The organism is Bradyrhizobium sp. BR 1433, from assembly GCF_051547665.1.
Classification (GTDB): domain Bacteria; phylum Pseudomonadota; class Alphaproteobacteria; order Rhizobiales; family Xanthobacteraceae; genus Bradyrhizobium; species Bradyrhizobium australafricanum.
In genome coordinates this window covers 7546451-7561349 of sequence record NZ_JBPUGG010000001.1, presented here as the reverse complement: position 1 = coordinate 7561349, position 14899 = coordinate 7546451, and the positions used below count along the sequence as shown (strand labels likewise).

General features: G+C 64.4%; 10 protein-coding genes and 2 pseudogenes. 8 read left to right on the top strand and 4 right to left on the bottom strand.

What is annotated here, in order from left to right; all coding sequences use genetic code 11:
- The first annotated feature begins 358 nt into the window (after positions 1–358).
- From ACSKB9_RS36490 to ACSKB9_RS36475, 4 genes are all read left to right on the top strand, one after another.
- A complete protein-coding gene (locus ACSKB9_RS36490; protein ID WP_438079233.1) occupies positions 359–1972 on the top strand; it encodes an ABC transporter substrate-binding protein in 1614 nt (537 codons plus the stop codon).
- 236 nt (positions 1973–2208) lie between these two features.
- Complete coding sequence (locus ACSKB9_RS36485; RefSeq protein ID WP_438079231.1) at positions 2209–3186, top strand: ABC transporter permease; 978 nt, start codon at positions 2209–2211, stop codon at positions 3184–3186.
- Between the two features lie 2 nt (positions 3187–3188).
- Positions 3189–4019 carry an ABC transporter permease gene (locus ACSKB9_RS36480; RefSeq protein ID WP_438079229.1) on the top strand — a complete coding sequence of 277 codons (831 nt, stop codon included), beginning with the start codon at positions 3189–3191 and terminating at the stop codon, positions 4017–4019.
- The gene (locus ACSKB9_RS36475) at positions 4016–5641 is read left to right on the top strand and encodes an ABC transporter ATP-binding protein (RefSeq protein ID WP_438079227.1); all 1626 of its coding nucleotides are present in this window, start codon (positions 4016–4018) and stop codon (positions 5639–5641) included. The genes ACSKB9_RS36480 and ACSKB9_RS36475 overlap by 4 nt, the downstream gene beginning before the upstream one ends.
- A 16-nt stretch (positions 5642–5657) precedes the next feature.
- On the opposite strand, the gene ACSKB9_RS36470 is transcribed toward ACSKB9_RS36475, so the two are convergent.
- The 3 genes from ACSKB9_RS36470 to ACSKB9_RS36460 form a co-directional block, all read right to left on the bottom strand.
- Positions 5658–6803, bottom strand: coding sequence for a fructose-1,6-bisphosphatase (locus ACSKB9_RS36470; RefSeq protein ID WP_438079225.1), 1146 nt, complete (start codon positions 6801–6803; stop codon positions 5658–5660).
- A 215-nt stretch (positions 6804–7018) separates the two neighbouring features.
- Positions 7019–8206: a 6-phosphofructokinase gene (locus ACSKB9_RS36465; protein ID WP_283090066.1), complete on the bottom strand. Its 1188-nt coding sequence runs from the start codon at positions 8204–8206 to the stop codon at positions 7019–7021.
- A 218-nt stretch (positions 8207–8424) separates the two neighbouring features.
- Positions 8425–9792: an NAD(P)/FAD-dependent oxidoreductase gene (locus ACSKB9_RS36460; RefSeq protein WP_438080556.1), complete on the bottom strand. Its 1368-nt coding sequence runs from the start codon at positions 9790–9792 to the stop codon at positions 8425–8427.
- Between the two features lie 78 nt (positions 9793–9870).
- On the opposite strand from ACSKB9_RS36460, the pseudogene ACSKB9_RS36455 reads away from it, so the two are divergent.
- From ACSKB9_RS36455 to ACSKB9_RS36440, 4 genes and pseudogenes are all read left to right on the top strand, one after another.
- A pseudogene (locus ACSKB9_RS36455) lies at positions 9871–10724 on the top strand (VOC family protein).
- A gap of 115 nt (positions 10725–10839) precedes the next feature.
- Positions 10840–12161: pseudogene (locus ACSKB9_RS36450) on the top strand (ABC transporter substrate-binding protein).
- Positions 12162–12325: 164 nt separating this feature from the next.
- On the top strand, positions 12326–13177 hold the full coding sequence (locus ACSKB9_RS36445) for a carbohydrate ABC transporter permease (RefSeq protein ID WP_438079223.1): 852 nt from the start codon (positions 12326–12328) through the stop codon (positions 13175–13177).
- A complete protein-coding gene (locus ACSKB9_RS36440) occupies positions 13174–13998 on the top strand; it encodes a carbohydrate ABC transporter permease (RefSeq protein WP_038383999.1) in 825 nt (274 codons plus the stop codon). The genes ACSKB9_RS36445 and ACSKB9_RS36440 overlap by 4 nt, the downstream gene beginning before the upstream one ends.
- Positions 13999–14142: 144 nt before the next feature.
- Here ACSKB9_RS36440 and ACSKB9_RS36435 read toward each other — a convergent pair whose 3' ends face one another.
- A complete protein-coding gene (locus ACSKB9_RS36435; protein WP_438079221.1) occupies positions 14143–14754 on the bottom strand; it encodes a TIGR00730 family Rossman fold protein in 612 nt (203 codons plus the stop codon).
- Between the last annotated feature and the right edge of the window lie 145 nt (positions 14755–14899).

Sequence of the window (14899 nt, the reverse complement as noted above, 5' to 3'; positions counted from 1 at the left end):
ACCACAATATCGCTGTGGACAGCCGCCGAATCAGGGTTTTTTCCAGTGTTTTTTCAAGTCAAGGCGCTTCCGACCCCTAAAATTACAGGGTTTGCGCGGCTTCGGCGCTCCCGAAACGTCCCCTCGAGGGAATCACTCGACGCATCCCGCGCGGCCCAAACTGCGACAATGCGGCGCTCGATCCGGGTTGCGAAGCGCCGCAGTGCGCCACTTCAGGTTTCGGAAACGATCCTCCAAAAGGCCGAGGCATTAGAAAATGACTCGGATTCCCATTCCATCGTAACATCGCAAAGGGGCGCCACGACCGATCGGCTGGCGGCCCGATGCAAGCCTTTATGTAAGTACCGGAGACCCGCGTATGGATTTGAGCCGCCTTGAGATCAACCGCCGCACGGCCCTTCTGACCTCGGCCGCGATTGCGGCCGATGTCATCAATCCGATGCGGGCCTTCGCGCAGGAAACCCCGCGCAAGGGCGGCGTGTTCAACGTCCATTACGGCGCCGAGCAGCGCCAGCTCAATCCCAGCATCCAGGCCTCGACCGGCGTCTACATCATCGGCGGCAAGATCCAGGAGAATCTGGTCGACCTCGACGCCAACGGCCAGCCGGTCGGCGTGCTCGCCGAGAGCTGGGAGGCGACCCCGGACGGCAAGACCGTCACCTTCAAGCTGCGCAAGGGCGTCACCTGGCACGACGGCAAGCCATTCACCTCTGATGACGTCGCCTTCACCGCGATGAACATGTGGAAGAAGATCCTCAACTACGGATCGACGCTGCAGCTGTTCCTCACATCGGTCGATACGCCCGATCCGCAGACCGCGATCTTCCGCTACGAGCGGCCGATGCCGCTGAACCTGTTGCTCCGGGCCCTGCCCGACCTCGGCTACGTCTCCGCCAAGCATCTCTATGAGAGCGGCGACATCAGACAGAACCCGACCAATCTGGCGCCGGTCGGCACCGGCCCATTCAAATTCGTCAAGTACGAGCGCGGGCAATACATCATCGCCGACCGCAACCCGGACTATTGGCGGCCGAACGCGCCCTATCTCGACCGCATCGTCTGGAAGGTGATCACCGACCGCGCCGCCGCGGCCGCCCAGATGGAGGCCGGCGAGCTGCATTACAGCCCGTTCTCGGGCCTCACGATCTCGGACATGGCGCGGCTCGGCAAGGACAAGCGCTTCATCGTCCAGACCAAGGGCAATGAGGGCAACGCCCGCACCAACACCATCGAGTTCAACTTCCGCCGCAAGGAGCTGTCCGACATCCGGGTCCGCCGCGCCATCGCGCACGCGATCAACGTGCCGTTCTTCATCGACAATTTCCTGGGCGATTTCGCCAAGCTCGGCACCGGCCCGATCCCCTCGACCTCGACCGACTTCTATCCCGGGCCGAACACGCCGCAATATCCCTATGACAAGGCCAAGGCGATCGCGCTGCTCGACGAGGCCGGCTTCAAGGTCTCCGGCGGCAACCGCTTCTCGCTGAGGCTGTTGCCGGCGCCGTGGGGCGAGGACATCTCGCTGTGGTCGACCTTCATCCAGCAGTCCCTGGGCGAAGTCGGCATCCAGGTCGACATCGTGCGCAACGACGGCGGCGGCTTCCTCAAGCAGGTCTATGACGAGCACGCCTTCGATCTCGCGACCGGCTGGCACCAGTATCGCAACGACCCCGCAGTCTCGACCACGGTATGGTACCGCTCCGGCCAGCCCAAGGGCGCGCCGTGGACCAACCAGTGGGGCTGGGAGGACAAGACCGTCGACAAGACCATCGACGATGCCGCCACCGAAGTCGATCCGGCCAAGCGCAAGGCGCTCTATGCCGATTTCGTCAAGGAGGTGAACACCGAGCTGCCGGTCTGGATGCCGATCGAGCAGATCTTCGTCACCGTGATCACGGCCAAGGCGCGCAACCACTCCAACACCCCGCGCTGGGGCTCGACGAGCTGGCACGATCTGTGGCTGAGTGCATGATGCCACATCTGCGCTAGGCGTGGCGCCCTCTTCTCCCTCGCCCCGCTCTTGCGGGGAGAGGGTCGGGGTGAGGGGCTCGCTCCACGATATTGCTCCATCGATAGACCTGTACCCCTCACCCGGATCGCATCTGGCGATGCGATCCGACCTCTCCCCGCAAGCGGGGCGAGGTAAGAAGGGGCCGGTGCCCACCCCGAACCGGTGTCCACATCGTTCGAAAACGCTATAGATAAAATATGCGTATCCTGAGCCTTGCGGGGCGGCGGCTCGCCGCCTCGATCCCGACCCTGTTCCTGATCCTGATCGGCGTGTTCCTGCTGCTGCAGCTTGCGCCGGGCGACACCGTCGATGCGCTGATGGCGCAGATGGGCGGCGGCGACGCCGCGACCGCCGAGGCGCTGCGCAAATTCTACGGGCTGAACCTCTCGGTTCCGGCGCAGCTCGGGAACTATCTGTGGCACCTGGTCCGGCTCGACCTCGGCTTCTCCTCGATCTACGGCAAGCCGGTGGCGACCGTGATCCTGGAACGGCTGCCGCCGACCATCCTGCTGATGACGGCGTCGCTGTCGTTCGCATTCTTCTTTGGCCTCGTGTTCGGCGTGATCGCCGCGCGTGGCGTCAACCGCTGGCCGGACACGATGATCTCCACCCTCGGCCTGATCTTCTACGCCACGCCCTCGTTCTGGTTCGGGCTGATGGCGATCGTGGTGTTCTCGGTCTATCTGCAGTGGCTGCCGCCGGGCGGCTTCGAGGATATCGGCAACGTCCAGACCGGAATCTGGCGCATGCTCGACATCGCGGCGCATCTGGTGCTGCCGACGCTGACGCTCGGGCTGATCTTCCTCGCGATCTACTTGCGCATCATGCGCGCCTCGATGCTGGAGGTGCTGAACCTCGATTTCGTCCGTACCGCCCGCGCCAAGGGGCTGGACGAGACGCATGTCATCACCCACCATGTGCTGCGCAACGCGCTGCTGCCGATGGTGACGCTGATCGGCCTGCAGGCCGGCACCATGCTCGGCGGCTCGGTCGTGGTCGAGAGCGTGTTCTCGCTGCCCGGCCTCGGCCGCCTCGCTTATGAGTCGGTGGTGCAGCGCGACCTCAACACCCTGCTCGGCATCGTCTTCGTGTCCGCGCTGCTCGTCATATCCGTGAACTTCGTCGTCGATCTGCTCTACGCGCGGCTCGATCCGCGCATCGCGGCGGAGGGCTGACGATGGATGCCGTGAAACGCTACTTCCGCAGCCCGGCCGCGGTGATCGGCCTGATCCTGCTGCTGCTTGTGATCGCGATGGCAATCAGCGCGGGTCTCCTCTATCCGCGCGATCCCCTTGCTCTCGCGGGCCGGCCGCTGATCTGGCCGTTTTCCAATCCGCGCTTCCTGCTCGGCACCGACAATTCCGGCCGCGACATCGCCGCCCAGATATTCTACGGCGCGCGGATCTCGCTGCTGATCGGCGGCGTCGCCACCGTGATCGCGATCCTGATCGGCATCCTGGTCGGCGCCTTCGCCGGCTATTACGGCGGCTGGGTCGACAATGTCTTGATGCGGATCACCGAAGCGTTCCAGACGCTGCCGAACTTCGTGCTGCTGCTGGTGCTGGTCGCGGTGTTCGGCTCGACCCTGACCACAGTGACGATCGCGGTCGGCGTGGTGTCGTGGCCGGCGCCGGCGCGGCTGACCCGCGCCGAATTCCTGTCGCTGCGCAACCGCGAATTCGTGCAGGCCGGCAAGACGCTCGGCATGAAGGACGTCCAGCTGATCCTCGGCGAAATCCTGCCCAACGCGCTGCCGCCCGTGATCGTCTATGCCAGCGTGGTGATGGCGGTCGCGATCCTGCTGGAAAGCGCGCTCGCCTTCCTGCGTCTGTCCGATCCCAACGTCGCCTCCTGGGGCAATCTGATCGGGCTCGGCCGCGATGTGCTCCGGGTGCAGTGGTACGTCTCGGCGATCCCCGGCATTGCGATCCTCGTCACCGTGCTCGCGGTGTCGCTGGTCGGCCAGGGCCTCGACGATGCGCTCAATCCGAGGCTGAAGAGCCGATGAGCGAGACGGTCCTTTCGCTCGATGCCCTGACGGTGCGCCTGCCCAAAGGCGCCGACCGCCCGCATGCGCTGTCCGACGTTTCGCTTTCAATTGCCTCCAACGAGATCCTCTGCGTGGTCGGCGAGTCCGGCTCCGGCAAGTCGATGATGGCGAACGCCATCATGCGGCTGCTGCCGAACGAGGTGACGATCGAACGGGGCCGGATGATGTTCGACGGCCGCGACCTCTGCGCCGCCGATAGCGCAGAGATGCGCGATGTGCGCGGCGCCGGGATCGCGATGATCTTCCAGGAGCCGATGACCGCGCTCAACCCGCTGCGCACCATCGGCGACCAGATCGGCGAGATGTTTGCGATCCACACCGCTCTCTCGAAGGCCGAGATCAATGCTCGCGTGCTAGCGCTGCTCGAGGACGTCCGCATTCCCGACCCCAAGGCTGCCGCAAAAGCCTACCCGCACGAGCTGTCCGGCGGCCAGCGCCAGCGCGCGATGATTGCGATGGCACTCGCGCTCGACCCCAAGCTCCTGATCGCCGACGAGCCGACCACCGCGCTCGATGTCACGACGCAGGCGCAGATCCTGAAGCTGATCCGCGATTTGCAGCGGCGCAAGAAGACCGCGGTGCTGTTCATCACCCATGATTTCGGCGTCGTCGCCGAGATCGCCGACCGCGTCGTGGTGATGCAGCACGGCGCGATCGTCGAGCAAGGCGCGGCCGATGAGGTGCTGAACGATCCGCAGCATGCCTACACCAAGCAGCTGATCGCAGCCGTTCCGCCGCTGAAGGCACCGCCGCCACGCATCCTGTCCGGCAAGGACATCCTGACCATCGACGGCGTCTCCAAGACCTACCGCACCGGCGGCTTCCTCGGCCGCGGCGCGCGGATCACGGAGGCCGTCAAGAACGTCTCGCTGCACCTGCCGCGCGGCGCGACGCTCGGCATCGTCGGCGAATCCGGTTCGGGCAAATCGACGCTCGCGCGCTGCATCGTGCGGCTGATCGATCCCGACACCGGGTCGATCGTGCTCGACGGCAAGGACTGGGCAAAGCTCGGCCGCGACGACATCAGGCGCGAGACCCGCCACATCCAGATGGTGTTCCAGGATCCGTTCGCCTCGCTCAATCCGCGCCGCAAGGCGGCCGAGCTGGTGGCGCAGGGACCGATCGTGCACGGCACCGACCGCGCCACCGCGATCGCGGAAGCGCGAAAGCTGTTCGGGCTGGTCGGGCTCGATCCGTCCGCCGGCGATCGCTACCCGCACGAATTCTCCGGCGGCCAGCGCCAGCGCATCGGGCTCGCCCGCGCGCTGGCGCTGAAGCCGGATGTGCTGGTCGCCGACGAGCCGGTCTCGGCGCTCGACGTCTCGGTGCAGGCGCAGGTCTTGAAGCTGCTCGCCGGGCTGCGCCAGCAGCTTGGCCTCTCCATCATCTTCATCACCCACGATCTGCGCGTCGCCGCCCAGATCTGCGATCTCGTCGCCGTCATGAAGGACGGCGCCGTGGTCGAGCAAGGGCTGACCGCCGAGGTGTTCGGCAGGCCGCAGCATCCCTATACGCAGGCGCTGCTGTCGGCGATCCCCGGCGGCGCGTTTGCGCGCGAGCACGGCACCGCAACCGTGTAGCCGAGCACGCGCGACCCTACTCCGCCGCTTGCGGCTTGTGCTCCTCGCGCAGCCGGAAGCGCTTCAGCAATCCGGATACCGTGTCGCGGAAGCCGCCATATTCCAGCTCTGAATAAGGCAGCATCGCAGCGCCGGACCAGCCCTGGCTGCGCATCTCGATCGCCTTGCGCTGCGCGCGCTGGCGGACCTCGTCCCAGGCAAGGTTGTCAAAGAAATCGGTATAGGACTCCGAGAACTTCCCGTCCCGGTCGATCGAGAAGCCGACGCAGGAAACGATCGGCAGGCAATACATCCCCGTCACCGGGGTGTTGAGCGGCACCGGCATGAGCGGCATCACATGCGAGCCGCGCGCATCGCCGCCCACGAAGTGCGCCTTGGTGAACGGCGAGATGATTTCTTCGGGCGCCGCGAAAATGCCCTGGTTCCTGACGACCGCGACCGGATCATCCTTGCCGGTGTACTTGCCTGCGATGGAGTGAAGGCGCTGCGCCGAAACGGCGACGGCGACCTCGCCATAGGTTTTCGAGACGATGCGATCAATGCCGAAGCGCTCGTTGTCGCGAAGCAGCGCCGCAATGTGGTAGCCGTCCGCGGGCGCATCGAGTTCGATCACGCTGTCGCCGGCCGTGTTGTCCATATCGATGATATGGAAACGGAAGCCCTTGATCATCGGGGGCAGCATCAGCCCGGCGCAATACATGGGATCGGCAAAAGCCAGATAGAGCGGCAGGTTGTAGGCGCCGGGGCCGCATTTGTCTGCGGCGAACACCATGAAGGACTCCGCGGGTCTCGCGCCCGAGAGGCTGTGGTCGAAGCTGAGTTCGGCGACGGCCGGGCCCGCGCCGCGAACGTTTCCGGACGGGGCGTCGACGAGGAGATCCTGGCCGGCGCCGTAGAGCCCGGAGGCCTTCGCAACCGCAGTGGCCGCGAGAAACGTCTTCCAGGCGAATTGGTGGACTTCGGAGCTCCCTTCGCCCCGCGTGTGCGTCATGACGATCGCAATATCGTCGCCGGTATGGCGCACGAACCCGTCGATCAGGAGACCGTTTTCGATCGCTTTCGCGACCTCCCCTTCGACAGCCGCCATCATGCGCGCAGATGGTTTCGTGTGGCCCCCAACGGAGCCAATGTCAGCCTTGATGACCGAAATGGTGAGTTTCATGAGCATCCCTCCGACCGCAGCGCAGCGCCTTCGCCTCGGCGCTCGCTGCGCCGGGGGCGACGGCGCGCTCATTTGCGAAAAAGAACGTCGCTTGGTGCGACAGGTTCCCCGCGCAAATTCCTTGCGGAACTATGGCCCCTCCGTCACCGCGTGTCGATACGGGCTATCGACGCATCTGGAATAACTCGTCATGCCCGATGGGGTTACCACCCGCCCTATGAAGCGCGGTTGAGAAAGATCGGCAGGCCCCGCTTGTTGGAATAGAGAGGACGGTAGCGCTCAGTGTTGTACGCGCTTGCGACGTCCAATTTGCGTGGCCCGAGCTTGGCGTCGGGGATCGGCACGAGGTCGTAGCGGCCCTCGACCAGCGCCGACATGAGGCCCGTTTTGCCTTCCAGGATCGCATCGTAAGCCATGTTGCCGAACGTCAGCGCCACAAGCTTGTCGATGAAGTCCGGATCGCCGGACCGCAGGTCGTAGGTGAGGTCAGAGACGATGGTCTCCTCGCCGGTGCGCCGCTTGATCTCGTCCGCGAACGCTTCGGCCACGCTCGCCTTCCTGCGGTGACCGTAGGCGTCAGGCTCGCCGAATTCCTGCACCTTGTAGCCCTCCCACTCGGCGCCCTCGCTCAGCACGATCAGCGCGTAGTTGCTTGGGTTGCCGTGCTTGTCATCGAGGAGAAGCTGGATCAGCTTGTCGAGATTGACCTTGTACTCCGGTATGGCGCATCGGATCGAGGTTGCGTATGCGGTATAGAGTGCCGTAAAGCCGGCATCGCGACCAAAGACGCGGAAAATGCCGATTCGCTCGTGCGAGCCGACGGTGGTGCGCTGGCGCTGGATGGCATCGCTGGCACGGGTGATCGCGGTCGAGAAGCCGATGCAGTATTCGGTGTTGCGAACGTCGTTGTCCATCGTCTTCGGGATGGCAATGATCTTGACGCCTCGCCTGTTGAGCTTGTCCGCGTAGCTGAGCGTATCGTCGCCGCCGATGGCGATCAGATGCTCGATACCGAGCCCCGCGAGGTTCGCGAGCACCTCGTTGGTGAGGTCCCACGTCGTGGTTGCGATGCCACCCTTGGTGCTCTGGGAAACCGGAAAGTCGCGACCCGCGAGATGATCGGGCAACTTCTTCATTTTGGAGGGATTGGTGCGGCTCGAGTGCAGCACGGTGCCGCCGCGCCGGTCGATGACGCGCGTATTTTCGCGGTTCAGCGGGATGATGTAATGGGACTTGCTCGACGGGTCGTCGAGGTTCAGGTGCGTGAGGGCCTCCCAGCCCCGGCGGAGACCGACAACCTCGATGTCGTCCTCACTGCCGCGATAAGTCACGCTCTTGATCACCGCGTTAAGGCCGGGGACGTCACCGCCTCCCGTGAGAATACCAATCCGCTTCCTCGCCATGCCCACCTCCCAGGGTTGCTATCTGGCAATAACGCCTGCGTCGCGTCGGGGTTTCCACAACGCTATCCGCCAACGGCGGAATCCTCGTGATCGCGGCACCCACCCGAACCTGCTTGGGCCCCAATCTTCCAGCGACGTCCTCTGACCAGTCCCCAACTCGGGCGGCTTGCCCCTCCATGCCCTTTATCTCGCGTGCGTGGCGCGACGTTGCTCCGCGCTTACCGCGAACGGCGCGAGGCGAGGAAGTACTCGGCCCAGCGCAGCAACTCGAATCGATCGCCCTTGACCAGCTCCTGTGCATCGCGGCGCCGGTAGAGCACCAGCATCCAGGGCGCCAGCTTGCGGAGCAATCCATGCGCCATGTACTGCACCGGCTCGGAGAACGGCAGCGCCAGCTCGCCTTTCGGGACGCCTTGCACCGCGCGTGCCAATTCGCGACCGAGCGGGATCGTCAACGCGACCGCGCGGCCATTGCAGCCGGTCCAGCCATAGGCGTTCGGTCCCAACCGGTGCATGCGCGGCAGGAAATCCGCGGTCATCCCGACATAGCCGTTCCAGACATAGTCGAACGAGACGTCGCCGATCTGCGGCCACAAACGCTGCAACCGCTCGGTCACCCGCGCCTTCAGCCGCCCGGTCTTGTCGCCCGGACCGAGCACGGCGCCGCCGGTGACGAGGCGGTTGCGGGCGTCGTAGCGCGCGAAATAGAGTTCGCCATGGGTGTCCGACATCGCCTGCCGGCCGGGAATGATGGTCTTGCGCACATTGTCCGACAGCGGCTGCGTCGCCATCTGCCACGACAGCACCGGCATCACCTCGGTTGCGATCTCAGGCACCAGCGATTTCGCGAACTCGCCGCTATAGGCATTGGTCGCGACCACCAGCGCGCGGCCGGAGATCTCACCCTTTTCCGTCTTCACCACCCAGCGATCGCCGCGGCGCTCGAAACTGAGTGCCGGCGAGCGGGCATAGATCCGCGCACCGAGGCCGAGCACGGTGCGCGCAAGGCCCCGCGCCAGCGCCAGCGGATTGACGTGGCCGCCGGTCCTGTTCCAGAAGCCGCCGTACCACGCATCCGAGCCGAGCATGTCGCTGGTCTGATCGCGCGACAGCAATTCGACCGGCGCGCCGAATTTCGACCATTGCTGCACCCGCCGCTCGGCGATCTTGATGCGGCCGGGCGAATGCACCGGCTGCACCCAGCCGGCCTGCTCCTGCTCGGCCTCGATGTTGTAACGCCTGACGACGTCGAACAGCATGGCCGCACTGTCGCGCAGCATCGCGACGAAGCGCTCGCCGGCCGCGCCGTGCCTCGCGATGATGTCGTCGGGATCGGGACGCGACAGCGTCGGGATTACCTGGCCGTTGTTGCGCCCCGAGGCGCCCCAGCCCGGCTCCGCGGCCTCGACGATCGCAACATCGACATTGGCCTCGCGCAGATGCAGTGCGGTCGATAGACCCGTGAAGCCGCCGCCGATGATGACGACGTCGGCCTGCTGCGCGCCAGTCAGTTCGGGACAATCGGGGCCGGAGGGCGTCACTGCTGCCCAGAGCGAATTGGGCCAGCGCACGGCATTGCTGTTCATCATGATCCTTCCTTGCGGCCGCCCGGTCATTCTGGTTAGCTTTACTCTACTCTCCTATTCCAGCCGGGAAGACAACAAGTGGCACTCAAGAACGTCATCGGAATCGATCACGCCGTGGTCATGGTGAAGGACCTCGACAAGGCGGCCGAGAACTACAAGCGGCTCGGCTTCACCGTGTCGCCGCGCGGCACCCATAGCGCGCATATGGGATCGGGCAATTACACCATCATGTTCGACCCCGATTATATGGAATTGCTCGGCGTGCTGACCCCGACCGAACACAACGCTCCGGCGCGCGCCTTCCTCGAGAAGCGCGGCGAGGGCATCGAACGCATCGCGTTCACCGCGGTGGATTCCGCTGCTGGCGCCGAGGAGATTCGCGCGCGCGGCTATGCGCCGATCGGGCCGACCGATTTCGAACGCCCGGTGACCTTGCCTGATGGCACGGTCTCCGCGGCGAAATTCCGCACCTTCCAGTGGCCGACCGCGGAGGCGCCCGGCGGCGTCCGCATCTTCGCCTGCCAGCACAAGACCCGCGAGACGGTGTGGATTCCCGAATTGATGACGCACGCCAATGGGCAAAACGCCTCAAGCAGGTGCTGATGGTCTCGCCCGATCCCGCAGCCGATGCCGCGCATCTCTCCAGGATGATCGACGTCGCCGTCAGGAACGACGCCGACGGTGCGGTTGCGGTGCCGTCCGGCGGCAACCGCGCCGACTTCGTGTTCCTGACCAGGGACCAGCTCGGCAAACGTTATCCCGGCGTATCGCTGGACGGCCTGCCCGACCGCGGCGGCGCCGGCCTCGTGATCGCGGCCGACCTTGCCGCGACCGAGAAAGCGCTGGGCTCAGCCGGCGTGAAGAGCGGCAATAGCATCACCGTGCCGCCGGCTTCCGGCAACGGCACCCTGCTCGCTTTCGTCAAGGCATAGCTGCCATACCATGCGCGGCGCAGCGTTATGCAACGGCGCCGCGCATGTGGGACTAGGCACAGAAAGTTGAGGCGCTAGTATCTCTCCCAAACAAGAACCGTCCAGGGAGAGAAACATGTCGCATCACCTGATCTCGCGCCGGCAGATGCTGGCCGGCACCGCGGCCGCCGGCGCGGTTGGACTGACCGGATTTCCGGCCCGCGCCGACGTCAACTGGAAGAAATATTCCGGCACCACGCTGGAGGTGATTCTCGCCAAGGGGCCGCGCGGCGACGATCTGCAAAAATACATCAAGGAATTTACCGAGCTCACCGGCATCAAGGTCGAGTCGGAGCAGATCCCCGAGCAGCAGCAGCGCCAGAAATGCGTGATCGAGCTGTCCTCGGGCAAGCCGAGCTTCGACGTCGTGCACCTCAGCTATCACGTGCAGAAGCGGCAGTTCGAGAAGGCCGGCTGGCTCGCCGACATGTCGGGCTTTCTGAAGGATCCGAGCATGACGCCGCCGGACCTCGTCGAGAGCGATTTCTCGGCGGCCGGGCTGCAATATGCGCGCAACGACAAGGGCCAGATGCTGTCGCTGCCATGGTCGGTCGACTATTTCATCCTCTACTACAACAAGGAGCTGTTCCAGAAGAAGGGCGTCGAGGTCCCGAAGACGCTCGAGGAGATGGCAATCGCGGCCGAGAAGCTGACCGATCCGAAGGAAGGCATCTACGGCTTCGTCGGCCGCGGCCTGCGCAACGCCAACATGGCGATGTGGACCAACTTCTATCTGAACTATGGCGGCGAATTCCTCGATGCCAAGGGCAACATCCTGACCGACGGCCCCGAGGCGATCGAGGCCACCAAGCTCTATCAGCGCCTGCTGACGAAATGCGCGCCTCCCGGCGTCGCCGGCTTCAACTGGATGGAGTCGATGGCGTCCTTCACGCAGGGCAGGTCCGCGATGTGGATCGACGCCGACGGCTGGGCGCCGCCGCTGGAAGATCCCGCCGCCTCGCGCGTCGTCGGCAAGGTCGGCTACACGCTGGTACCCGCCGGTCCCAAGGGCAAGTTCTCCTCGACCTATGGCGACGGCGTCGGCATCGCCGCGGCGAGCAAGAACAAGGAAGCCGCCTATCTGCTCTGCCAATGGGTGGTCTCGCGCGGACAGGGCGCGCGCCTGCTGCAGGCCGGCGGCGGCGTGCCGTTCCGCAACTCCATCGTCGACGATGCCGAGGTCGCCAAGGGCGTGAAGACCAAGGAATGGCTGCAGTCGGTGGTCGATTCCGCCAAGATCTCGAAGCTCGGCCTGCCCGTCATCATCCCGGTCGCCGAATTCCGCGACATCGTCGGCGCGGCGCTGACCGCGACGCTGTCGGGCGCCGACCCCGCCACCGAGCTGAAAAAGGCGCACGAGCAATTCCGCCCATCCTGGAGCGTAGCGAAAAAGCGTGAGCGTGGTGACTCAGACTGAGCCGGCGGCGGCCAGCAAAGCGTTTTCAAGCGAAGTGGGTACCGGTTCGCGTGAAGAAAACGCGTCAAAGCAAGAGTCCAGAGCCGCAGGCTCTGGAGAGGCCGCCCCGGCGCGTGAATGGCGTCCGCCGTCCTATTGGCCGTTCGTGATCGCGGCGCTCGTCGTGGTGCTGGCGGTGATCATCTTTCCGTGGGTCTTCACGATCTGGATGAGCCTGCAGGAATGGAAGGTCGGCTCCCCGACCGTGTTCGTGGGGCTCGCGAACTATCTGCGGCTGCCGACCGATCCGCGCTTCGTCGAGGCGGTCGGGCACACGCTGTCCTATACAGCGCTGTCAGTGCTGTTGCCGCTGGTGTTCGGCACGCTGGCGGCGGTGGTATTCCATCAGAAATTCGCCGCGCGCGGTTTCCTGCGCGGCATCTTCATCATGCCGATGATGGCCACGCCGGTGGCGATCGCGCTGGTGTGGACCATGATGTTCCACCCGCAGCTTGGCGTCTTGAACTATCTGCTGTCGCTGGTCGGGCTGCCGCCGCAGCTCTGGGTGTTCAACCCGGCGACGGTGATCCCCTCGCTGGTGCTGGTCGAGACCTGGCAATGGACGCCGCTGGTGATGCTGATCGTGCTCGGCGGCCTCGCCGCGATCCCGACCGAACCCTACGAGAGCGCGCAGATCGACGGTGCCAATTTCTGGCAGGTGTTCCGCTTCATCACGCTGCCCTTGATCATGCCGTTCTTGTTCATCGCCGGCATGATCCGCATGATCGACGCGGTGAAAAGCTTCGACATCATCTTCGCGATCACGCAAGGAGGGCCGGGCTCGGCGTCGGAGACCATCAACGTCTATCTCTACAGCGTCGCCTTCGTCTATTACGACCTCGGCTACGGCTCGGCGATCGCGGTGGTGTTCTTCCTCCTGATCGTGGCGCTGGCGGCACTGCTGCTTTACTTGCGCAAGCGCCTGCTGTGGACATCTGAACTCGGGGGCGAGGCATGAACCCGCGCCAGATTCTCGGGCGGATCGGGCTTTGGCTGTCGGTGTTCGTCATCGTCTCGCCGGCGATCCTGTTCTTCCTCTGGATGGCCTCGCTGTCGCTCAAATTCGAGATCGACAACGCCTCCTACCCGCCGGTGTTCTTTCCGGAGCATATCGCCTGGAAGAACTATGCCGACGTGTTCGCGTCCAACCGGTTCCTGACCTATTTCAGCAACAGCCTTGTGGTCACCGGCTGCGCCACGGGGCTTGCGATGCTGGTCGGCGTGCCCGCCGGCTACGGCATCGCGCGGATGGCGGCGCATAAATCGGCGATCGTGATCCTGATCGCGCGCATCACGCCGGGCCTGTCGTATCTGATCCCGTTGTTCCTGCTGTTCCAGTGGCTCGGCCTGCTCGGCACGCTGGTGCCGCAGATCATCATCCATCTCGTGGTCACGGTGCCGATCGTGATCTGGATCATGATCGGCTATTTCGAGACCACGCCGCTGGAGCTGGAGGAAGCTGCCCTGATCGACGGCGCGACGCGCTGGCAGGTGTTCCGCCATGTCGCGCTGCCGATCGCCAAGCCCGGCCTTGCGGTTGCCTTCATCCTCGCGGTGATCTTCTCCTGGAATAATTTCGTGTTCGGCATCGTGCTGGCCGGGCGTGAGACCCGCACGCTGCCGGTCGCGGTCTACAACATGATCTCGTTCGATCAGCTGAGCTGGGGCCCGCTCGCCGCCGCCGCGCTGATCGTGACCGCGCCGGTGCTGCTGCTCACCGTGATGGCGCAGCGGCAGATCGTGGCGGGACTGACGGCGGGTGCGGTGAAAGGCGGCTAGAGCGCGTACTCGTAAGTCCGCCTGCCGAATGACGCCTGCATTACCGTCAGAAGCGGACAAACGAAACGCGCTCGGTCATGTCGGCTGAGGCCAATAGCGGAAGCCGATGGCACCCGGCCCCATTAAGTCTGAGGACACTGAAATCTACATCTTGTCGGTGATCGACCAACCACCGACTTCGGACGCGCTCTCTTTAGCAGCGGCCGCGACAATCGCGGGGATTACGTCCTCGGCACGATCAACGATAATGGGTTGAAGCAGGTGGTCTCTATGAAGGAAACCTGCGCTGCGTATGTGGTCCAGCATTGCCATCATCGGCGCCCAAAACCCTTTGATGTTCACCAGGACCATCGGCTTACGGTGCTGCCCAAGCTGGGCCCAAGTCATGATTTCCACGATTTCCTCGACGGTACCGATGCCACCCGGAAGTGCCACGAAGGCATCAGAACGCTCGAACATTCTGTGTTTGCGCTCGTGCATGGTGTCTGTGATCGTCAAGTCTTCGAACATCTTGAGCGCATCAGTCGTCGTTTCCCAGTTTGTGAGAAATCTCGGAATGATCGCGCCGACCTTGCCGCCGTTATTCAGTGTGCCGCGAGCGACCGCGCCCATCACACCATGGGTTCCGCCGCCGTAGATCAGCGTCAATCCCGATGCGGCAAGAGCGTGTCCCAATCGTTCGCCTGCCTCGACGTAGGCAACATCATGACCGGGCGAGGAGCCGCAATAGACGCAGACTGCTTTGATCGTGCTCATGTGGAGGATAAACGCGATGCACGGCCATAGCGTCAAGCTTGTTGTGCTCGCCAGAGTCCGCTTTGGGTCACAAAGGCGATATCCCTGACGCGTCGCTCGCCCCTCTAGCCAGCGAGCGCCTCCAGCCTTGTAGCCCGGATGAAGC

What these genes read in the sequence shown, in the direction of transcription:
- ACSKB9_RS36470 (WP_438079225.1), bottom strand. Translation starts at nt 6,803, where the DNA reads ATGAAACTCACCATTTCGGTCATCAAGGCTGACATTGGCTCCGTTGGG.
- ACSKB9_RS36465 (WP_283090066.1), bottom strand. Translation starts at nt 8,206, where the DNA reads ATGGCGAGGAAGCGGATTGGTATTCTCACGGGAGGCGGTGACGTCCCC.
- ACSKB9_RS36480 (WP_438079229.1), top strand. Translation starts at nt 3,189, where the DNA reads ATGGATGCCGTGAAACGCTACTTCCGCAGCCCGGCCGCGGTGATCGGC.
- ACSKB9_RS36460 (WP_438080556.1), bottom strand. Translation starts at nt 9,792, where the DNA reads ATGAACAGCAATGCCGTGCGCTGGCCCAATTCGCTCTGGGCAGCAGTG.
- ACSKB9_RS36475 (WP_438079227.1), top strand. Translation starts at nt 4,016, where the DNA reads ATGAGCGAGACGGTCCTTTCGCTCGATGCCCTGACGGTGCGCCTGCCC.
- ACSKB9_RS36490 (WP_438079233.1), top strand. Translation starts at nt 359, where the DNA reads ATGGATTTGAGCCGCCTTGAGATCAACCGCCGCACGGCCCTTCTGACC.
- ACSKB9_RS36435 (WP_438079221.1), bottom strand. Translation starts at nt 14,754, where the DNA reads ATGAGCACGATCAAAGCAGTCTGCGTCTATTGCGGCTCCTCGCCCGGT.
- ACSKB9_RS36440 (WP_038383999.1), top strand. Translation starts at nt 13,174, where the DNA reads ATGAACCCGCGCCAGATTCTCGGGCGGATCGGGCTTTGGCTGTCGGTG.
- ACSKB9_RS36485 (WP_438079231.1), top strand. Translation starts at nt 2,209, where the DNA reads ATGCGTATCCTGAGCCTTGCGGGGCGGCGGCTCGCCGCCTCGATCCCG.